At 49.3% G+C, this 20230-nt stretch carries 28 protein-coding genes; 20 read left to right on the top strand and 8 right to left on the bottom strand.

Annotated features, from left to right (window positions below; all coding sequences use genetic code 11):
- Positions 1-31 precede the first annotated feature (31 nt).
- The 13 genes from A3842_RS23360 to A3842_RS23305 all read left to right on the top strand — a co-directional run bounded on the left by A3842_RS23360 (position 32) and on the right by A3842_RS23305 (position 9276).
- Positions 32-490, top strand: a complete 459-nt coding sequence (locus tag A3842_RS23360) for a ferritin-like domain-containing protein (RefSeq protein ID WP_074102903.1) — start codon at positions 32-34, stop codon at positions 488-490.
- Positions 491-848: 358 nt separating this feature from the next.
- On the top strand, positions 849-1595 hold the full coding sequence (gene map / locus A3842_RS23355) for a type I methionyl aminopeptidase (protein ID WP_074088497.1): 747 nt from the start codon (positions 849-851) through the stop codon (positions 1593-1595).
- A 31-nt stretch (positions 1596-1626) separates the two neighbouring features.
- Positions 1627-1947, top strand: a complete 321-nt coding sequence (locus A3842_RS23350) for a carboxymuconolactone decarboxylase family protein (protein ID WP_074088498.1) — start codon at positions 1627-1629, stop codon at positions 1945-1947.
- Positions 1948-1978: 31 nt separating this feature from the next.
- On the top strand, positions 1979-2563 hold the full coding sequence (locus tag A3842_RS23345) for a DJ-1/PfpI family protein (protein WP_074102902.1): 585 nt from the start codon (positions 1979-1981) through the stop codon (positions 2561-2563).
- A 25-nt stretch (positions 2564-2588) separates the two neighbouring features.
- On the top strand, positions 2589-3404 hold the full coding sequence (locus tag A3842_RS23340; protein WP_074102901.1) for a hypothetical protein: 816 nt from the start codon (positions 2589-2591) through the stop codon (positions 3402-3404).
- Between the two features lie 53 nt (positions 3405-3457).
- Positions 3458-3880: an Rrf2 family transcriptional regulator gene (locus tag A3842_RS23335; RefSeq protein ID WP_074088501.1), complete on the top strand. Its 423-nt coding sequence runs from the start codon at positions 3458-3460 to the stop codon at positions 3878-3880.
- Positions 3881-4632: 752 nt separating this feature from the next.
- A complete protein-coding gene (locus A3842_RS32675; RefSeq protein WP_178382099.1) occupies positions 4633-4809 on the top strand; it encodes a hypothetical protein in 177 nt (58 codons plus the stop codon).
- 5 nt (positions 4810-4814) lie between these two features.
- Positions 4815-5393, top strand: a complete 579-nt coding sequence (locus tag A3842_RS23330; protein ID WP_305953395.1) for a GNAT family N-acetyltransferase — start codon at positions 4815-4817, stop codon at positions 5391-5393.
- 15 nt (positions 5394-5408) lie between these two features.
- On the top strand, positions 5409-5780 hold the full coding sequence (locus tag A3842_RS23325; protein WP_074102899.1) for a helix-turn-helix domain-containing protein: 372 nt from the start codon (positions 5409-5411) through the stop codon (positions 5778-5780).
- Between the two features lie 44 nt (positions 5781-5824).
- Positions 5825-6556, top strand: a complete 732-nt coding sequence (locus tag A3842_RS23320; protein ID WP_074102898.1) for a metallophosphoesterase family protein — start codon at positions 5825-5827, stop codon at positions 6554-6556.
- Between the two features lie 237 nt (positions 6557-6793).
- Entirely contained in the window at positions 6794-7660 is an 867-nt protein-coding gene (locus tag A3842_RS23315; RefSeq protein ID WP_074102897.1) for a VOC family protein, read from the top strand.
- Positions 7661-7735: 75 nt separating this feature from the next.
- Positions 7736-8611: a beta-1,6-N-acetylglucosaminyltransferase gene (locus A3842_RS23310; RefSeq protein ID WP_178382399.1), complete on the top strand. Its 876-nt coding sequence runs from the start codon at positions 7736-7738 to the stop codon at positions 8609-8611.
- A 29-nt stretch (positions 8612-8640) separates the two neighbouring features.
- Entirely contained in the window at positions 8641-9276 is a 636-nt protein-coding gene (locus A3842_RS23305; protein WP_074088507.1) for an NAD(P)-dependent oxidoreductase, read from the top strand.
- Between the two features lie 121 nt (positions 9277-9397).
- Here A3842_RS23305 and A3842_RS23300 read toward each other — a convergent pair whose 3' ends face one another.
- Positions 9398-10153 carry an MBL fold metallo-hydrolase gene (locus tag A3842_RS23300; protein WP_074102895.1) on the bottom strand — a complete coding sequence of 252 codons (756 nt, stop codon included), beginning with the start codon at positions 10151-10153 and terminating at the stop codon, positions 9398-9400.
- 232 nt (positions 10154-10385) lie between these two features.
- Between A3842_RS23300 and A3842_RS23295 the strand changes: the two genes are divergently transcribed.
- The 3 genes from A3842_RS23295 to A3842_RS23285 are packed head-to-tail and all read left to right on the top strand — an operon-like array spanning position 10386 to position 13203.
- Complete coding sequence (locus tag A3842_RS23295; protein WP_074088509.1) at positions 10386-10622, top strand: helix-turn-helix transcriptional regulator; 237 nt, start codon at positions 10386-10388, stop codon at positions 10620-10622.
- 47 nt (positions 10623-10669) lie between these two features.
- The gene (locus A3842_RS23290; RefSeq protein ID WP_074088510.1) at positions 10670-12691 is read left to right on the top strand and encodes a Na+/H+ antiporter; all 2022 of its coding nucleotides are present in this window, start codon (positions 10670-10672) and stop codon (positions 12689-12691) included.
- A gap of 2 nt (positions 12692-12693) precedes the next feature.
- A complete protein-coding gene (locus tag A3842_RS23285) occupies positions 12694-13203 on the top strand; it encodes a GNAT family N-acetyltransferase (protein WP_074102894.1) in 510 nt (169 codons plus the stop codon).
- A gap of 62 nt (positions 13204-13265) precedes the next feature.
- Here the strand turns inward: A3842_RS23285 and A3842_RS23280 are convergent, their stop codons facing one another.
- From A3842_RS23280 to A3842_RS23265, 4 genes are all read right to left on the bottom strand, one after another.
- On the bottom strand, positions 13266-13604 hold the full coding sequence (locus tag A3842_RS23280) for a phospholipase D-like domain-containing protein (protein ID WP_074102893.1): 339 nt from the start codon (positions 13602-13604) through the stop codon (positions 13266-13268).
- A gap of 156 nt (positions 13605-13760) precedes the next feature.
- On the bottom strand, positions 13761-14171 hold the full coding sequence (locus tag A3842_RS23275; protein ID WP_074102892.1) for a contact-dependent growth inhibition system immunity protein: 411 nt from the start codon (positions 14169-14171) through the stop codon (positions 13761-13763).
- 834 nt (positions 14172-15005) lie between these two features.
- Positions 15006-15437, bottom strand: coding sequence for a threonine/serine exporter family protein (locus A3842_RS23270; RefSeq protein WP_074088512.1), 432 nt, complete (start codon positions 15435-15437; stop codon positions 15006-15008).
- A gap of 28 nt (positions 15438-15465) precedes the next feature.
- Positions 15466-16233, bottom strand: a complete 768-nt coding sequence (locus A3842_RS23265) for a threonine/serine exporter family protein (RefSeq protein ID WP_074088513.1) — start codon at positions 16231-16233, stop codon at positions 15466-15468.
- 216 nt (positions 16234-16449) lie between these two features.
- On the opposite strand from A3842_RS23265, the gene A3842_RS23260 reads away from it, so the two are divergent.
- From A3842_RS23260 to A3842_RS23250, 3 genes are read left to right on the top strand one after another with little or no spacing between them, the layout of a single operon-like run.
- The gene (locus A3842_RS23260; protein ID WP_074102891.1) at positions 16450-16743 is read left to right on the top strand and encodes an Hpt domain-containing protein; all 294 of its coding nucleotides are present in this window, start codon (positions 16450-16452) and stop codon (positions 16741-16743) included.
- Entirely contained in the window at positions 16740-17348 is a 609-nt protein-coding gene (locus A3842_RS23255) for a hypothetical protein (RefSeq protein ID WP_074102890.1), read from the top strand. Before A3842_RS23260 ends, A3842_RS23255 begins: the two co-directional genes overlap by 4 nt.
- Positions 17317-17583, top strand: a complete 267-nt coding sequence (locus A3842_RS23250; RefSeq protein WP_074102889.1) for a hypothetical protein — start codon at positions 17317-17319, stop codon at positions 17581-17583. Before A3842_RS23255 ends, A3842_RS23250 begins: the two co-directional genes overlap by 32 nt.
- Before the next feature lie 29 nt (positions 17584-17612).
- Here the strand turns inward: A3842_RS23250 and A3842_RS23245 are convergent, their stop codons facing one another.
- Both A3842_RS23245 and A3842_RS23240 read right to left on the bottom strand, forming a co-directional pair.
- The gene (locus tag A3842_RS23245; protein ID WP_178382101.1) at positions 17613-18206 is read right to left on the bottom strand and encodes a YitT family protein; all 594 of its coding nucleotides are present in this window, start codon (positions 18204-18206) and stop codon (positions 17613-17615) included.
- Positions 18207-18333: 127 nt separating this feature from the next.
- Positions 18334-18852 carry a DUF3231 family protein gene (locus A3842_RS23240; RefSeq protein ID WP_074088516.1) on the bottom strand — a complete coding sequence of 173 codons (519 nt, stop codon included), beginning with the start codon at positions 18850-18852 and terminating at the stop codon, positions 18334-18336.
- A 129-nt stretch (positions 18853-18981) separates the two neighbouring features.
- Here A3842_RS23240 and A3842_RS23235 point away from each other — a divergent pair, with 129 nt between their 5' ends.
- Entirely contained in the window at positions 18982-19194 is a 213-nt protein-coding gene (locus A3842_RS23235) for a hypothetical protein (protein ID WP_074102888.1), read from the top strand.
- Between the two features lie 70 nt (positions 19195-19264).
- Here the strand turns inward: A3842_RS23235 and A3842_RS23230 are convergent, their stop codons facing one another.
- The gene (locus A3842_RS23230) at positions 19265-20137 is read right to left on the bottom strand and encodes a helix-turn-helix transcriptional regulator (protein WP_074102887.1); all 873 of its coding nucleotides are present in this window, start codon (positions 20135-20137) and stop codon (positions 19265-19267) included.
- Between the last annotated feature and the right edge of the window lie 93 nt (positions 20138-20230).

Genomic DNA, 20230 nt, shown 5'->3' with positions numbered 1-20230 from the left:
ATAAAAAATAGTATATGAGGAGAAATTCATTATGGCTAAACATGAAAAGACTATCGAGTTATTCCAGATGTTAGTAACCATGCTTTCGCAGCAGTCTGTCGGACACAGAATAGAGTCCAGAATTTTTGCCAGCCAGGGTTTGTCAAAACTTGGGGAGAAATATGCAGAACACGCAGAGGAAGAGATGCAGTTTGTCGGGAAATTCATTGACCGTATTATTGATCTTGGCGGCGTCGTCAAGAACGGTGTAGTGAAGGAAGCTCCGGTATACGAAGATATCGAAGAATGGCTTACATATGATGTGGAGCTTTCAAAAAGCGGCTTAGGCCAAGTTGGCGAGATCCTTGAAACCATGATTGGCGATCCGATTTCCTATGATCTATTTAAGGATTATGTTAAGGACGAGGAAGAAGATATGCTGTGGGGGGAGCAGCAGCTTGAGCTTATGAAATTGATAGGCAAACAGAATTGGTTGATGAAACAGATATAAAATGGCGTATCAACCAGAACTTAATGGGAAGGATCTGCAGACATTGCAGGTTCTTTTTTTTGCAAAAGTGATAGAATGTTATTTGGTTCACAAGACTGATATAATTGGAGAATACATAAGAATTTGGAGGTGGAACCCATGAAAAGGCTGCTGCTGATCGTGCCGGTTCCGCTGGCTGTTCTGTTGAGCGGCTGCTAGAATGCTTTCGGATTCATCAATGCGAAATGGATTTCATGCAGAGTGATCTGTTTCCGGTGACAGGATTACCCTGAACTCCGATCACTCTATACAGGAATAAGTATAAGAACAAATTCAGATTTGCCAGTGAAGTGATATGAACCGAGAGGAATGTGGGCAGATGACTAGTGATACAGCACAGGATTTGCAAGGTCTTAAGGCAGCAGGCCAAGTAGTAGGTTACACTATAGCGGAAATGAGAAAAAGTGTAGTTCCAGGTATGACAACCGCTGAGCTGGATAGGGTGGGAGCAGCGATTCTGGAGCGGTTCGGCGCGAAGTCTGCTCCCAAGGTCACCTATAATTTTCCGGGAAGCACCTGCATCAGTATCAATGAAGAGGTAGCTCACGGAATTCCGGGCTCCAGGGTTATTCAGGCGGGTGATCTGATTAACATTGATGTTTCCGCCGAGCTTAACGGGTATTACGGGGACGCTGGGGTGTCTTTTCAACTGCCGCCGTTCAATGAAGAGATTGTCCATCTATGCCGCAGCACCGAAGAGACCATGATGAGTGTTATCAATCACCTGAGAGCGGGGATGAAGGTTAACGAAATCGGCCGCATGATGGAGCTGGAAGCCCGCAAACGCGGGTACAAAGTAGTGCGGAATCTCTGCAGCCACGGCATAGGCAGATCGCTGCATGAGAAGCCTTTTGAGATCCTTCCGTTTTATAACCCGCGTGTAACCACTGTGCTGCAGGAAGGGCAGGTCATCACGGTTGAGCCGTTCCTCTCAACAGGAACGGATTTCGTGGAGCAGCAGTCGGATGGATGGACACTGAGTGTGAAGGACAGCAGCCGGGTAGCCCAGTATGAGCATACGATCGTAGTCACCAAGGGTAAGCCGATTATCCTGACAAGTGCCTGAAAGGCTCATTATACGAAATGGAGGTTATCAAATGGACAATACACCGCAAGTAAGTAATGCCTTTGCGACTTTTATGAAGGAAGCTCCACAGCAGCAGCAAGCCTGGATGGAGACGGTTCAGAAATTGGATGCCGCAAGCCATCTGGATCCGAAGACAGAAGAAATTGCCTATATTTCGGTGTTGGCGGCGATGCGTCTTGAAAGCGGTCTGCCTTTTCATGTGAAGCATGCCAAGGCGCTTGGAGCCACGAGAGAAGAGGTTATCAGTGCAGTCCTGCTGGGCTTGCCGGCTGCTGGTAACGGGGTTATTCAAGCCTTACCGGTGGCTTTGCAGGCGTATGACAGCGAATAATTCGTGGAATTGCCGGGAGGAGAAGGATAAGATGCGTATAGCTTTTGTACTTTTTGATGGTATCACTTTTCTGGATTTTGCCGGCTTTTATGATGTGATTCGCCGTTTGGGGGCCTATGAAGCAGACCAAGGGCTGGAGATGGACATCTGCGGTTTCACCGGACAGGTGGAGGATGAGCAGGGACTGGTTGTTCAGATCGGCAAGGTTCAGCCGGATCTGGGGCAATATGACCTGGTCTTTGTTCCGGGCGGAATGGGGACGAGAAAGCTGCTGGACGATGAACCCTTCATCTCCTGGCTTCGGCGAGCCGAAGAGGTCCCCTATAAGGTGTCCGTGTGCACGGGTTCATTGCTGCTGGGAGCGGCCGGATTTTTGCAGGACCGCTGGGCTACGACTCATCCTTCCGCTTATGAACTGCTGGAGCCGTATTGCGAACAGACAGTGAAGACGCGGATTGTACAGGACGGCAAGGTCATTACAGGAGGCGGAGTTTCTGCCTCCATTGATCTGGGACTATATATAATGTCGCTTCTGGCAGGAGAAGCTGCCATGCTTGCTGTCAAGAAGCAAATAGATTACCCCTATGATGTGCAGGGAATCATTTGCAGACAGTAGAAGCGCAGGGAAACGGGGCAATGAGATGAAAGAAAGTCCAAACCTACCGGCAACACTACAGCAGCAGATGAACAACCGTGATCAATGGCCGGTGCTTACCCATGATATGCTTCAGAAGAGCGGCCTGCCCGGACCGAGGGCCAACCTCGCACTGGCGGGCAGCTTTGCCAGCCTTTGTGCCAAACCTGATGTGACGGAGGATGCCTGGGAGCTAATCACTGCCTGGGCGCAGATCCCTGAGTCTGAAGCTGCTGCAGGTGATCCGGAGGAATTCCTGGTGTTCTGTGCAGTCTGGGCCTGCGGAGCCCATTATGCCCATGGGGCTGTCGGACGGCGGAGCCAGGCGGAAGGATTCCTGCGAGCGGCGATGAATGACGCCAGATGGAGGATTCGTGAGGCCGCAGCAATGGGGCTGCAATCCATTGGCGAGTATGATTTTGTGCTGCTTAAGCAGTTGCTAGAAGGATGGCGTGCGGGGTCTACACTGCTTGAGCAGCGCGCTTTTGTTGCAGCACTGGCACATCCGCCGCTGCTGAAGCCTGAGCCCAATGTTCTGTATTGTCTGGAGGTGGCAGACGGGATTATGGAGGGAATCAGCAGAGAGACTTCAAGGTCCGCCGACCCGGAGCATTTTCGCGTGTTGTCCAAGGGTCTGGAATATAGTCTGAGTGTATTTGCCGCCAGACTGCCGGAGCCCGGATTTGCCATGCTGCGTAAATATGCGGAGAGCAGAGATGCCCGGCTGATGAAGATTGTGAAGAGCAACCTGGGCAAATCAAGGCTGACCAAGAAGTACCCTGTTGAGGTTGCCGAGCTACTGCAGGTATTGACAACCGGATAGAATGTAACTATTATAGTTGCATCTATGGGGTAACGCACTAAGGAGAGATTTCCATGAACATCAGCACCCGGTTTGCGGTGGCTATTCATATTTTGACGCTGATCGATAGCAACAAGGAAGGCAAAAGCACCTCGGAATGGATCGCAGTCAGTGTCAACACCAACCCGGTGGTGATCCGGCGGATTACAGGCATGCTGCATAAGGCAGGGCTGGTTGAGGTCCGTCCCGGTGTAGCGGGAGCGAAGCTTACGCGAAGCCCGGCCGAAATAACATTACTGCAAATTTATAGAGCTGTGAATGCGGTAGAGGCGGATTCGTTGTTCTCTATTCACGAGCATCCGAATCCCAGCTGCCCGGTTGGCCAGAATATTGCCGGAGCCATAATCCCTGTCTTTTCTCTCGCTCAGCAAGCGATGGAAAATGTGCTGCAGGAGGTTACACTGGATCAGATTGTGAATCAGATTCCGGTGTCTTGAAGTGGGTTTAGCGTCTCTGTAAGGGTATCCCCATCATCATATTGATGACTGCGGGATACCTTTTTTTGTGCTTAGACGTGCGAGCCTAAAGCCATTATGGTAAAATCAGCCTGATCACAAGCACAGGAGGAACTCCACCGCCCGGAGCTTGCTGTCAGAAAAGGCCTGCTCCTCAAGCATCCGGTACTTGCTTTTACTGGAGAAGTATCTGAAGGCCGAATCCAAAACGATCCGCGCTACGGGAATTTATATGTTGTGCCAAAGGCAGATTTGCCGTATGTATATGTGAAAAAGAACAGGCTTGGGTGGACAGCCGCTTCGGGTGGAAGCGGGCCATAAGAGTATCCGGCTGCTAAATTTAACGCGAATGGGTAAATAAAATTTAAGAAAACATTTAGCGGGAATTTATGTAATTTTAAGGTTCGGGGAGTATAGTTGAGTTCTCCACCCCCCAGTGGATAGATTTTTGCTTAGATCCTGCTGTGCCTCGGCGGGATCTTTTTATTGTGCGTAGCACCGGATTCGACAATTTCAGCAAACCTTTATTTGTTCTTCATACGCTTTTAAGCTTCAGGGCTTATAGTAATCCCATGACCCCCTTATAAATAGACCTTGGCCCTGCCGGACGTTGGCGGGGTCACTTTTTTTGTATGAGAACATGTACGGCAAGCTGGCTAAGGCTGTCTATTGCTTTACACAATATTCCAAGTGCAGTAGACTAACACCATGCATTCGCCGAAGGGAGAGGATTGATGTTGATTTTTGCACTCGGTTTATGGTTGATGGGTCTGGTGGCGCTTTTGATCGTAATCAGAAAGGCTGTGGACGGATCCCGGACTTCAGACAAACTGGATATACTGATTGACGAAATCCGGCTGCTGCGCAAAGAGATCAGAGAGAACAAGCATATTATTGATAAGCGGATGTAACGCGGATTGCAAACATATATGGAAAGGAGTGTTATGCCCTGATCCTTTATCATAAGAAAGACCTCAGTGTTAGAAATCTGGAACCGGAAGACGCTAAGCTGCTGGTGAAATGGCTGTCGGATCCGGTTGTCCTGGAGTATTACGAAGGCCGTGACCGTCCGCATGATCTGGCAATGGTGCAGGAGCATTTTTACGAAGATACCCCGGAGGGGATGATCCGCGCTATTGTCCGTTACGGGTCGGAGGATATAGGCTACGTTCAGTTCTATCCCATTGATGACGATGAGCGGGCAGAGTATGGATATACGGATTTTGCAGGTTCGATTTACGGAATGGACCAGTTTATCGGTGAACCAAGACTCTGGAATAAGGGCATTGGCTCGCAGCTGGTGCGGGAGACGGTTATCTTCCTGCTGGAAATCACGCGGGCGGATAAAATTGTCATGGACCCGCAATGCTGGAACCACCGGGCGCTGCGGGTGTATGAGAAAAACGGGTTTGTGCGTAAAAAGCTGCTTCCGGAGCATGAATGGCATGAAGGGGAATATAAGGACTGCTGGCTTATAGAATACTGCGGTACCTGAACCAAGGAGATGCTTATGAAAAATCAATTATCGCTTCTAGCGGCTAGCCTGATTCTGGGATTATCTATTATTATCGGCTGTGTGGTTATCAGCAATGATCGGCAGGCAAGCAGCAGGCAGGCAGCCGAAGCACAAGCTTTGGAGAATAAGCCCATGCTCACACTTCAAGAGACTGCTATCTTACTGGGAATCAGCGAAGATCAGGTGAAGAACCTTATGAAGGCGGAAAATTCCCCTTTAAGAAATGAGGGTTCCTTTGGGGGCACAAGGATTCCATTCATCAAGGTCGATGACCAGTTTCTATTCAGTAAGGTAGATTTAATGGAATGGATTCAAGCCGCAACGTCTGAAAGAAGAGTCTATAGCGGTGATAAAAGGCTTAATTGAACGAAGAGATACTACATATCAGTACAGCATCGGAGGGTACATACGTGGAGAAAATCGCCATTATTTCTGATATTCATGGCAATGTAACCGCTCTGGAGGCCGTTTTGGCGGATATCCGGCAGCGCAAGATCAACAGGATCTTCTGTCTGGGGGACCTTGTAGGCAAGGGACCCAATTCGGATCTGACGGTTGACCTGATTCGGCAGCATTGTGAGAAAGTGGTCAGGGGCAATTGGGATGAATACATCGCAAATGAAAGTGAGTTTGAGGCGATACAATGGCACCAGGCCCTCCTCGGACCCGGGCGAATAGCGTATTTGAGCAAGCTGCCATTCTCCATCGAGTTCTGGATGAGCGGAAAATACATCCGTCTGTTCCATGCTTCACCGCGGAGCGTAAATGAGCGTATCCAGCCCTGGGACGATCTGGCGCTGCGTTTATCGCTGTTTGAACCTTCAGAGCTGTGTGGCGAACAGCTGCCGGCGGATGTGGCCGGATACGGGGACATCCACGGGGCATATCTTCAGCATCCGGGAGGAAAAACTTTATTTAATGCAGGGAGTGTCGGCAATCCGCTGGATATTACACAGGCCTCGTATACCGTTCTGGAGGGAGATTACGGCAGCCGTGATCAGGCATCGCTGAATCTGCAGTTCGTAAGGGTTCCATATGATATTGAGCGGGCTGTGCAACAGGCCATAGACTCACAAATGCCCCAATTGGAGCCGTATATTCGGGAGCTTAGAACAGCAGAATACCGGGGCAAGGACGCATGAATACAAGCTGTAGCTGGCTGGAATGGCATCCAGTTCAATTCTGATCAAGCCTGACCGCGATGGGGTCGGCTTTTTTTTATGAGAAGGTAATTGACAAACTTATGGAATGCTACTAAACTAAAGTTAGTTAATATGTAACTGAAACTGTTACAATCATGAATGGTAATATTGGAACTTGTTAAGACTAACCGCAATCGCGGGAATTGGATATCTTAGTTAAATCCAGGAGGGGTTTATATGACAACAGCAGCAACACTACCGCAAACTTTGGAAATTGGACTTGTGCAGATTCGGGTAAGCGATTTGGAGCGTTCGCTTGATTTTTATCAGAATGTAGTTGGACTGAAGGTGCTCCGCCAGACTGGGCGTGAAGTGGAAATGACGGCGGACGGCCAGCATGTACTCCTGGTCCTGCGGGAGATTGAGAATGCGCGGGTGCTCCGACGCAATTCTGCCGCAGGACTGTATCACTTCGCCATTCTTGTACCGGACCGTCCGAGCCTTGGACTGGTGCTGCGCAATCTGATTGATTCGGGAATTCATGTCGGCCAGGGAGATCATCTCGTCAGTGAGGCATTGTATATTCAGGACCCGGATAATAACGGAATTGAGATCTATCGCGACCGTCCGCGGGATACCTGGAAGTATGAGGCCAACGGGAACGTTGTGATGACAACAGATCCGGTGGATGTGGATGGTCTGCTGGCCGCTTCAGAAGGTCTGGCATGGACTGGACTGTCTGCAGGTACCGTGATCGGGCACGTTCATTTCCATGTGGGCGATCTTGGCGAGGCCAAGAGATTCTACGTCGATACGCTGGGCTTCGAGCAGACGGCTGCGTACGGTGATGCGGCGATGTTCATCTCGGCCGGCGGGTATCACCATCACATGGGACTGAACGTTTGGGCAGGACAAGGTGCTCCGGCAGCACCGGCCGATGCGGCGGGCATTGACTATTTTACCCTGCTGCTGCCAAGTGTTCAGGAACGTGATGCCGTAGCTGAACGGGTGCGTTCCGCCGGATACAGAGTGGATGTGGCGGATGGCATAGTAACGGTTATCGACCCATGGAATATAGGTGTTAAGCTGCTGGTGAAGCCGTAAAGAACAGCAAAACTTGTTCATCTTCGCGCATTCCCCTATAATATGTGGAAATAAATGAGCGAAAGGATGGATGTTTTGAATCATTTCAAAATGGCATATGTTGTCCTTTGTCATAAGAACCCGGAGCAGATCAACCTGCTGCTGGAATCGTTAACGGATGAGCATGTGGAATTCTTTCTCCATGTGGACCGCAAAAGCGGGATCGAGGCGCAGATTATCCACCGGGAAGACATTCATTTTGTGAAGCAGCCTGTGGATGTACAGTGGGGCCATTACGGTCAGATTGAGTGCATCCTCAAATCCTTTGAGCTGATAAGTGAGCAGGGGCACTTCGATTATATTCATATTATAAGCGGGCAGGATCTGCCGCTGGTTCCAAACCGGACGATCGTTGACTTTTTCAAGGAAAATCAGGGTAAAGAGTTCGTCAAACATCTACAGTTGCCGAATGATGCGGAAATGTGGGGGTGTATGTACAGAGTGTCTGTGTATTATCCGAGATTCCTCGTCTCGCGGGCCAAAACGGTCTCGGAGATCCGCAACCGGTACATTAACCTGGTGATGTCGGTGCCGGTGCTGAAGCGCAGCCTGAAGAATCTGCCGGATGCCCTGTACAAAGGTTCGAACTGGATGTCGGTTACCGGAGAGTGTATGGAGTACATTTTGGAGTATATCCGTAGTAATCCCGGTTACGTCCGTTTGTTTAAAAACTCTTTTTGCGGAGACGAAATCTTTTTTCATTCGATTATCTTGAACAGCAGCTTTAAGCATAGGGTTGTTAATGAAATCAAACGCTATACCGATTGGGACACCGGACCGGAATTCCCGAGAACACTCCGGGCTGAGGATTACGAACGAATCCGGCAAAAGGGAACGGAATGCTTTTGGGGCCGCAAGTTTGATCTGGATGTGGACCGGGAGATTGTTCAGGATATCCTGCAGCTGGCCTGATGCACTACTATACTTAGGAGGTACTTATCATGAAAATTGCAGTTATTGGAGCAAGCGGCAAGGCAGGAAGCGAAATCACCAAGGAAGCGCTGGACAGGGGGCATGAAGTTACGGCATTCGTCCGGGATGCGTCCAAAGTAGCGGGCAGCAAGGCCGCAGTCGTGGAGAAAGATGTTTTTGCTTTGACAGGAGAGGATTTGAAGGACTTTGATGCTGTGGTTAATGCCTTTGGCGCCCCATTTGGGGAAGAGCATCTGCATGTGGATGCCGGAAATGTGCTGATTGAAGCGCTGAAGGCTGCGCCGGATACACGCCTGATCGTTGTGGGCGGAGCGGGAAGCCTGTATGTGGATGAAGCCAAAACCGTGAGAGTGGTGGATACCCCGGGATTCCCTGATTTTGTGAAGCCAACGGCCTTGAACCAGGGCAAGAATCTAGAGATTCTCAAAGGCACTAAGGACTTGAAGTGGACCTTTGTCAGTCCATCTGCGAACTTTGCCGTAGGGTCCAGAACGGGTGCCTATGAGAAAGGCAAGGATCATTTGCTCTCCAATTCCAAAGGCGAAAGCTATGTCAGCTATGCGGATTATGCTATTGCCATTGTGGATGAGCTCGAACAGCCGCAGCATATCGGTGAGCGGTTTACGGTAGTTTCGGAGTCCTGAGTAAATAGCCGCAAAGCTTGAGCTGGATCGTTGTTAAAATAACAGGCAGGAGTCAGACCGGTGTACACGGTCCCGCTCCTGCTTATTATGTTTACCGGAGCATCCCTCCCGTAGTACGGAATTAATGGTCTCCCTGGGCCAGTTCGGCAATCCGCCGGTTCACATCACCACGGAAGAGGCCGCCGTGATAGCAAATCACCTGATCGATTTCAAACTCAGCAAATTTGTGCAGAGACTGGAGAGCTGTAGCCATGTCGGGTGTAGCTGCCGCATCGGGACCGCTGAGCTGGCCGCCGCGCACGGTCAGTGCATCGGCTGCGATCAGCGTACGGCTGGCGTGATGATATAAGCTCAGATGACCAGGGCTGTGGCCCGGAGTATGAATGATGGTAATTCCTCCTCCGATGGGCAGATACTCCCCTCCGGTGAGCGTCTGATCTACTCTTCCTTTGGGCGGATGTGCCAGCACATGGAGAAAAGCACGCTTCCACTCCTCCGGTACTGACGGCGGAAGCGCGGCTTCGGCGGCAGCCACTGCGTCAGGAGTAAGCTTCAGCAGCATCTTGTCGCCTTCGATATAAGGCCGCTCGATTTCATGTGCGAATACGGTGATCTTGGATTGGCTCTGTTCCAGGAGAGCCTGGAGGCTGCCGATATGATCGATATCCTGGTGTGTGATCAGGATGGTCCGCACAAGGTCCCAAGGTACAGAAGCTTCGGCGGCCGCTTCCTTGAACTTCTGTGCAGCTCCCGGTACTCCGGTATCGATTAGTACAGCTCCTGCTTCGTCCCAGATCAAGGCAGGGCAGAACGTGTCTGTTCCGCCCATCACCGGCACGGTAATCTCCAGCATTTCAATTCCTTTGGCGATATGCATAATATCCCTCCATTACAATAGATAAGAATGTGCCGTCAGGCTAATGCATATCATACATAAACTTTGAAGTGGTTTCAAATCCAAAAACTTATATTATAACACGAATAAATATTTTTGTCAACCATCTAAACGATGAACAATTTCAGTTTTTTGTAAAGCATGCTTTACATTTAGCGGTGAAAATGATATTGTTCTATGTAAAGCTAGCTTTACATGACCTGGAGGAACAGCGATGAAGAACAAGCTTGAGGCAATCCGAAAGCAGCAGGGCATTAAGCAGGAAGAGCTTGCGGAGGCCTTGGAGGTGTCGAGACAGACGATCTGCTCATTGGAGAATGGGAGATACAACCCGTCGATCATTCTGGCTTTTAAGCTGGCAAGATACTTCAAGCTCAGCATTGAGGATATTTTTGAATATGAAGAGGAGGGAAGCAACGGTCATCCCGAGAAAGGTAGGTTAACCCATTAGCAATGGTAAAGCCGATTACATGATTTTACATCAGGGGAGTTGAGGGTTTGGAGACGTTTCTTGCTGTACTGTTAATGCTGGGACTGATCGCGGTCTCCAATATCGTGAACCGGTTCATCCCATTTGTGCCGATTCCCCTGATTCAGATTGGACTGGGTGTTATTGCGGCCGCGTTCCCGACGGGAATCCATATGACCTTTGAACCGGAACTGTTTTTTGTGCTGTTTATTGCTCCGCTGCTGTTCAATGACGGGCGGCGGACGCCCCGCGACGAGCTCTGGAATCTCAGGGCACCTATCCTGCTGCTGTCCCTTGGGCTGGTCTTTGCAACGGTATTTGTCGCCGGATATGCCATCCACTGGATGATTCCGTCCATACCGCTCGCTGCTTCCTTTGCGCTGGCTGCCATTCTCTCGCCTACCGATGCTGTTGCAGTCAGTGCGCTGGCCGGGAAGGTGCATCTGCCAAAGAGTATCCACCGCATCCTTGAAGGAGAGTCGCTGATGAATGACGCATCGGGGCTGGTCGCTTTCAAGTTTGCCATTGCTGCGGCGGTTACGGGGATGTTCTCGCTTCCCAAGGCGACGATAAGCTTTGTGTGTATCGCGGCTGGAGGATTGCTGCTTGGAGCGCTGCTGTCATTTGTGCTGATCCGGCTTAGTGTGTTTATCCGCCGCTTCGGTATGGAGGATGTTACCATTCACGTGCTTCTGCAGATCCTTACGCCCTTTATTATTTATCTGGTCAGTGAAGAGATTGGCGTCTCGGGCATTCTTGCTGTAGTGGCAGGGGGCGTAATGTATGCCATCGAGAAGGACAGGGCTGTATCGCCGCAATACAAGCTCCAGCTTGTCTCTGCAAGCACGTGGTCGGTGCTGCTGCTGGTTCTGAATGGTCTGGTCTTCCTGATGCTGGGGGTATCGGTTCCGGACGTCGTTCAAGTGATTTACAACGATAGTTCCTTGAACAACTTCATGGTGGCCGGTTATGTGCTGGCGATCTCAGCGCTGCTGATTGTGCTGCGGTTTCTGTGGGTGTATGCATACTCTTTGTTTGAGAGCCGGAGGCTCAAGACACCGCGATCTCCGCTGAAGTCGCAGCTCATTACATCGATTTCGGGTGTGCGGGGAGCGGTTACACTGGCAGGTGCCTTCTCGATTCCGCTGGTTTTGGGTGATGGTTCACCTTTCCCGCAGCGGGACCTGATTATCGCTCTTGCGGCAGGTGTCATTCTAGTGTCACTGTTGATTGCAAGCATATTTTTGCCGCTCCTTGCGGAAGAGGAAGACACGGTTGTGGTGGAGAGTGTTACGGTCAATTCGGAGCTGTCGGCAAGATCGGTAGTGATTGACGCTGGAATGAGTATGCTGCGAAGCTTGGTCTCGGAGAATCCGCTGCCCGGGAATCAGCCGGTATTGCTGGAATTCACAGACAAAATTGATAAGCTGTGCGCTCCGAAAATGGGTGACGATCCGGAAGCGGAACACTTCCGGCAGCTGGGGGTCCAGGCGAAGCGGAATGCGATTGCTGCTGAGCGTACGGAACTGCGCCGGATGCTCGAGAACGGCTCCGTCGCGGCTCCCGTAGCATCGAAGATGGAAGAACTGCTGGATCACAAGGAAGCCTTGATGTGCAAACGGCTCGACACCCAGATCAAATTTTCGCTCACTGAAATTCAGCGCTTGTTCTCGGGGTTATTCTCCGGCAGGCTGAACGGCGATGAAGGGCGGCTGGCAGCGCAGAATGCCGAGAGTGCCCGTATGGCCAAGATTTCAATGTGCCAGGCTGCCATCTCTGCCGTTAGCGCCGGAATGAGTGAAGAGAACCGTCTGGCTTCACAGAAGGTTATTGACAAATATGAGCAGATGGAGTCCCGGCTTATCGAGGGGGACGGCTGGATTAAGGATGGCGTTGTCGATGACCAGAAGCTTGAGCTGAAGCTGCAGGCGATTCAGGAACAGCGGAATACGGTGCAGCAAATGTATCAGAACGGGGCCATTAACCTGAAAATTGCCGGAAAGCTCCGCAAATTTGTCGATCAATTGGAAACAGCGATCTGGGAGGATTAATCATGGGGGGAATAGCAGCGAACGGTTTGTCTTTTATGGAAATTGGGGAGGAGCACCTGGCTGAAGTAGTAGATATTTATAATTATTACGTATTGAATACTACGGTTTCTTTTCACACCGTGCCGCTGGATTCGGCTTCTATGCGCGAGTCGGTGTTAAGCGGTGACCCGCGTTTCAAGTCCTACGCCATTCTGCAGGACGGTGAAATGCAGGGCTATGTTCTGATTGCCAGACATAAGAACAAGCAGGCCTACGATACCTCCGGTGAGATCAGCATCTACCTGAGACCCGGCAGCGGTGGACAAGGACTCGGCGGCAAAGCGCTGAGCTTCATTGAGGAACGGGCATCCGAGCTCGATTTTCATGTTCTGGTGGCAACGGTATGCTCAGACAATGAACCAAGCCGCCGGCTCTTCACCAGACACGGATATGAGCAAAGCGCGCTGTTCAAAGAGATCGGTAACAAATTTGGCAGATGGCTGGACATTGCAAGCTATCAAAAAATAATCTGACTAAGTACAAAATACCTTTTGACCATAACATATATATCAGGATATAAAGACAAAACCACTCCTCAAAATGGAGTGGTTTTCCTTTGCATGTAATTCTCATACCATTCAACTTTTTCATTCTTAATTACACTAAGGACTTCAGTTAAAGCTATGCCGTTTAAATGTAATAACAAATCATAATCAATGTCTTGTCTCCTAAGCCAAATATGAGCCAACGATTCACCACAACTACCTTTTACCTTGTCACTAACGTTGTTATTATTCGACGCTTTAACCAAGGCTTGAATTATTTCATCATCGTCAAAGTCTGCTAGATCTATGACACTATCATCCTTTTCGGCTTCACTAGCTGTTGAAACAAATAGAATTTCAAGCAATAGTTCCCTTCTATTTGTCTCCATTAAAATAATCTCCTTTAATACAATTCACCTACTCATATATCATTGAAGCGCATATTTTTGGTTTACTAATTCGTGAATCTCCATTACATATTCCTCCCAAAAAATGTTTTTCTACGTTGTGCTTATCTATGATAAGGCTCACCGTATTTTATTTGACTACTCACTTTTTGGAGGAATGTACTGTCCTAACAATGGTTTTAATACTTCAAGACAATAATTAACACCAATAACAATTGAATTAAACTCCCAATGCAAATCAATGTTTTCCATCCAAAACTCATACCCAATATCTAACATGGCACAAAGCAGATCACCAGTGTACCCCTCTCCTGATACAAACTCGTTCTCGGCTAATCGTTCAAGAGCAATAGGGACAAGATACGCTAAACAGAATTTCTGACCAATCATTAACCTTAGGTCTTCATTTGTGAAATCTTTTAGTGGTACTGTTCTAAGACGATGAACGTTTTTAACAAGGTTAGAATTGTATGTAGGTTCGCCCCAATCATCTCCATCTAATTCCTGCAAAGATTTTGTTATATCGAAATTAATTAAAGGATTTCCCATACAAAATATCCTCGTTTCATTAGAATGAAATCCAATGTTTTATGTATCCTTACGTCAATTAACAAACCAAGCATCTGCCACGAAATCATTCCAGTAAAGGTATAAACCTTTTGCTTGGACTTTCCATTCACAAAATCCATTGTCTGAACCAAATATTTTATACAAGTTATATTCGGCGTGCTCTTTACGTTCAAATTCCAAGATTTCTAAGTCCTTGAAATCAGTACATGCAATTCGTTGTGGTAAATGTTAATTGATTCAATATCAACAATTATTTGATATTCGTTTAATTCTATTTTTTCTACAACAGCATCATGAAAATCTAATAAGTCAAAGTAGGAATCTGTTGTGGAACACTTCCATGATTGCATTTCTTTTCACCTCCATAAAATTTCTCTTTTCCTATAAAGGTTTCCAGTTGGGGGTTCTTTCATCAGCGTACAGACCTCAATTAATTATACCATATGCTGGTATTTATAGGCTGTCGTATCGCTTCAAGTTTTACTCAAAGTCGGTCGATGGAAGTGCTTTGGGTGTATTCCATTCTGCCGGTTTGTAGGCTTACAAATGATCTAGTTTAAGATTAAAGAACCGTAGCCTGTATACCCCCACTTCCCTCATCCTATGAATGTCAAAAACTATACAATTGGACAAGGTTCTTTTGCCCATCAAAACAATAACGATAACTTTGTGCTTACTTATGATACGGCTCACCCGAACGCCCCGACGTAAGAAAAAAAGCTGCTCCTACTTGTCATCTTCATGACCTTGTAGAGCAGCTTTTTTATGCTTCGGTAGAGAGGTATGTTACTGGGCTTGCCGTTTACGGCGGGCTTAAGTGCTTCGGACATGCTTTCGCCGGAACATCTGTCCGAGCACTTCACTGAGCACAAGTCCGGTTGCGATGGCTCCAGAGAGGAGCAGAGCCTGAACAGCAAACTGGATGGCCAGATTGTTGTCGTTCTCGACGAACTTGCGCATGGCATCATAAGCCAGACCTCCCGGGACCAACGGGATAATGCCGCCGACGCTGAAGATAATGACCGGCATTTTGTAGATACGGGCAAAGACCTGGCTGATCACCCCGACCACTACCGTAGCCGCGAAGGTAGCGACCACAGTGTCCCATCTTTCATCAAGCTGCAGATACAGCATCCAGCCCACCATCCCGGCAAAACCGCATTGTATCAATGCTCGGACCGGCGCATTAAACAGAATGCAGAAGGTGGCAGCAGCAATAAAGCTGGTTATCAGTTGCAAAATCATGAACAGTTAACCTCTTTCACATAGGGGATCAAAAAAGTGACAGCACAAGCCCGATGCCTGTTCCGATCGCAAACGCCGTCAGGAATGCATCGGCTCCCTTGGAGAGGCCGGAGACTAAGTGTCCAGCCATCAGATCACGGACTGCATTCGTAATGAGTAGTCCCGGCACCAGCGGCATGACCGAACCGATAATAATCTTGTCCATTTCCTGACCTATACCGAGCCTCACGGAGAGGAATGCGAGTAGTCCAATCAGGAAGGAAGCAGTGAATTCCGCGAAAAAACGGATCTGTACCAGCCGGTGAAGGTATGTTGCTGCGGCAAATCCCAGTCCGGACACCAGGATGGCCGGCAGCGCATCCCATAGACTGCCTTTGAACATCACGGTGAAGCAGGCTCCTGTCAAGGCAGCGGCTACTATCTGCAGCCACGCCGGATAAGCATGAGCTGCATCGTCCACTACACCCAGCCGCTCACGGGCTTCATTGGCGGTAAGCTGGCGTTCACTCAGGCGCCGCGAGATGTCGTTGACCTCGGATACCTTTTGCAGATCTGTGGTCCGCTCCGCGATACGAAACAGCTTCACCGGTTCCGTCCGGCTGGTGGTGAACATAATGACGGTTGGCGTCACATAGCTGTGTGCTCCCGGAAAACCGAGCGATGCTGCCATACGGCTCATGGTGTCCTCCACGCGGTAGGTTTCCGCACCGCTTTGCAGCATGATTTTGCCCGCAAGCAGGCACAGGTCGATAATATCATGCGCAGAAGTATTGCTGTTGTTGCTTGTGCTATCCAACTTCGTTCGATCCTCCCCTGGAGTGTTATATATTCGATTGTCGCTGCAATTTCTCAAAAGATCAACCTATATTCATAATGTTCACTTAAATAATAAAAATTTATTAAAATATTGAAATAGATATTCGCTTTTTATTTCCAACTTTCGATATAAAAATGGAGAAATCTAACATAATATGATAACACTTCCCACTTGATGGGCCGAAAGGAGAATACAATGTCAGGCTCTTTTCCGGAGGATTCACTGCTTGATTTGTTTATATTTGAGACCCTGCAATCGCTGCAGCAGCACGAAACCCTTCAACCTGAGAATAATAACCTTATCTTCCGGATTATGCATACAATCAAAGGCTCGGCTGCTGTGATGGGTTATACGAATATTTCTCTTTTTGCCCATATTATGGAAGATTTTTTTTATCTACGTGGCCACCCCGATGCTCCATATAATGCATCTGAGCTGTCGGACCTCATTCTGCAAGGTTTGATTTTACCAAGCTGGAGACGATCATGATCAAGAATGGAGATCACGCAGACGGAGACTGTGCGTTGCTGGCTGAAGAACTGAAAGCCTATTTACAGTTTCTAAAAACCGGGTCTGCCGGTACATCAGAGGTGAGGACACCGGAGGAAATAGCACTGAGAACGGACATTGTATACTCTGAAGCTGATCTGTCCAAAGGGGCATCCGCGCGTTTCAGAGCGTTTCTGCGTTTTGAAGAGAACTGTCAGCTGGAGAATATCCGCGCATTCACGGTAATTCATCAACTAGGTGAGACCATGGACTGCAGTTTTACCTACTTGCCTGAAGATATTATAGAGAACCCTGACAGCGCAGAGGTGATCCGCCGGGATGGTTTTGTAATTGTGCTGGAGACACAGGAATGCGGGGAAGCGGTTGCGGCATTTTTGCGAAATGCTCCTTATGTAAGTGAAATGGCTATGGAACAGCTCGAAACGGAGAATACAGCTGCTGTTCTTCCGGCTCTGCCTGGAGCTCCTGAGACAGCGCCCCAGACGATTGAATTACCGGCTCCTGAGCAGAAGCTTCCGTTTGTGCCGGCCCGGGAGAAGAAGCCCAAAGAGGGTGGCCCGCCCGAAGGCGGGAGATCCGTTTGAAGCGAGGGATGAACTTCTGCGTGTGCGGCCGGATGTGATGATCTGCGATGTGCAGATAGAAGCAGGCTGCACTCGCTGCGATTCCCCGGCTGCTGTTGTCCATGCTGCAATAGCGCTTTTCCTCGCTGCAGCCGCCGATTTTGCCGGCCCAATGCCGCTGCGCCGTGTGGGATCTTCCGCATCGACCAGCGGCTGGTTGCTGTACAGCGGGCGCAGTGTCTTGCTTTTATTATAATGGGAACGTATGATCGTGTATATGTGTATTTAGTTCTGCTTTCCGTCTTCAAGGGTACATAGACCGGTTGCCACTCCGCCGGAGAGGATGGTCAGGATGGAATGAAAAAAAGTTTCCTTGGAGATCAGCAGGCCGCCTGCACCAATAATCAGCATATCCGTCAGAAAAATGATGACCCCCACATTAAGCGGAATGTAGCGCTTCATGAACTTGGCCAGCAGATCGGTACCGCCTGTGCTCGCATTGAAGCGCAGCATGAGCCCAAGACCGCTGCCCATCAGGAACCCGCCGATGATCGCGCTGGAGATCGAACCAAGCTCCACATAATACAGAAAGTAGTATTGAAGCGGTCCCAGAAGCTCGATCAGAAAGGAGGAAACCATAAGCCCCATCACACTGCTGTAAAAGATATCCCGCTCTTTGATCCAGGCAAGCAAAAAGACCGGGAGACTGCAAAAGACGATGGCAAGTCCGATTTTTGCTCCGGAAATATAATTAATAATGAGGGCGATGCCGATAATTCCCCCATCAAGTATTTTGTAGGGAACCAGAAAGAAGTTCGTGCCTGCGGCAATCAGCAAGCTGGACAGCAGGATGATGGCATACTTTGGTAAAAATCGCATATTCAACATCTCCAGATTTTAAGGCATGTCTTCAGGGAGAACATGTCTTAATGAATATGCGCATCCATGGAAAAAAATAGCTGAAAAGCAAAAAATCCTGCTTGCGCAGGATAAACAGTCTGAAATCTTAGGCGTGAACGGGTTCCCGCTTCTTGAGTTCGAGCGGGGGAGGGACCAGCCAGCCTTTCTCCTTGTTGAGCTTCAGCAGAGCCAAGCCGAGTGCAGCCATTTGTGCATGAATCTTCATGAACATCATACCGATATCTTCGCGGATGGACATGCCCATGATTTGGCTGCATACGACGAGACTCAGTGAGACACCGCTTGAAAGGGCTGCGGCAATTTCCTGATCGGAGAACCGGGCTCCTGCCGGAATATCCTCCATCTTGACAGAGGGGCGGTCCGGCAGAGATGGCGGAGGTGTAAACCCATTGTTCTTCAGCAGCTTATCACAGTCTTTGATTTCATGCTGGGCCTGATCCATGAGGTCATCAATGATTTTTTTGAGATCCTTGTCCCCGGCATGGTAATGATAAGCCTGATAAGTGGATATGGCCATTTTGGCTGCAGCCGAGAACGTCCAGAGATTGAAAATTTCGCCGTAGTGCAAAGGTTCGTCTTTAGGATTGCCGTTAAGAACTCCCATGATTACATACCCCTCTACAATAAGATTATGAACGTAATTTAGCATGTCCGGCGGAAGAGGTTTTATTCGGGTGACGAAGCCTTATGACAAGCATACTTGAAATTTACACGCAAGGCAGGAGTGATACGAATGAGCTTTATCTATAAAGTGCTGGTGAGTGATATGGAGCTGCTGGCTGCCGCGCTGTCGGAGATCAATGTAACCGTAGCCGTAAAAAGCGGAGCAGGGATTGTGGAGCCCGGGGGGCCCATTAGAGCCTATACACCCCACTCCGTCCGAATCCGGGGATTGTCCTATAACCGGGACCTGCATGAATTCCGGGTTAGCGGGGAGGCGCGCTAGTCCTGCTTCCTAATCTTTGGCGCATTCTTCGGCTCTTCTAGCTGAACCGGAATATTCCATGACGCGGAGTTTAGCGGGAATAACGTTTGCGGAAGCGCAGCGGTGAAATGCCAACTTTGTGGGCGAAACGCCGCGAGAAATAGGCCGTACTCTCAAACCCGGTGCGTTCGGCAATGCCGGCGATGGGAATCTCCGTCTTGAGCAGCAGCAGTTTGGCCTGCTCCAGCCGGTAATCTGTTAAATATTCCATGGGAGTCAGCCCGTAAACCCGCTTCATGCAGCGGGCCAGGTAGTTATAGTGGAAATGCAGCGCATCCGCCAGGCTGATATTGGTCAGCGGCTCTGAATAGTGATTACGCAGATAGGTTTCGGTCAGCTCGGCAATCTCTGCGGCAGGACTTCCTCCCGTATCCTGCTGCGCGAGATCCAGCATCCGCAGCATATCCTCGAAGATGCGCTGCTGCTGCCATACCGCGCTGGAACGTCTTCCACGGTTCAGCTGAAGCAGCAGCTCGGCCTGGCCGCTCCGCTCCAAGGGATCAGGCAGCGGACCGAACTGCGGCACACGGATGGTATAGGGGTGGGTGAGGAACTGCTGGAAGTGATGTTCCCGGCTGGCATATACCGGTTCACCTTCGGCCTCAATCCATTCACCTACGGTGTGAAAATGCAGCCATACAAAGGAAGTTGTCTCTTCACAGGGCTTGACCGAATAATGGTAGCGGTCGGGCAGCAGGAGAAGAGTATGCCCAGCCGGCACCGCCCACTGTTTATCTTCTTCCCCAATGAACAGACAGCCCTGTTCAACGAGCAGCAGATCGAATTTTCCCATGCGGCTGCGGCTGGGATGCTGATCCCCCGGCTGATACAAGGTACGGTCGCCTTCCAGGAAATATGGAAAGGGCGGTGCCGCCAGATGAATATAGGATGGATTATGTGCCATTTTCTGCTCCTTAATAATCGTTTATTTGTTGGACACACTGCAAATATATCAGTGTGAAATAGTACAAAAACAGGGTTGCTTCTGATCCTGTTT

It is taken from the genome of Paenibacillus sp. P3E (assembly GCF_001909045.1).
In the GTDB taxonomy this organism is placed as follows: Bacteria; Bacillota; Bacilli; order Paenibacillales; family Paenibacillaceae; genus Paenibacillus_AQ; species Paenibacillus_AQ helianthi.
Note: the sequence above shows the minus strand (reverse complement) of the source record. Positions and strands in the feature narration are given on the sequence as shown.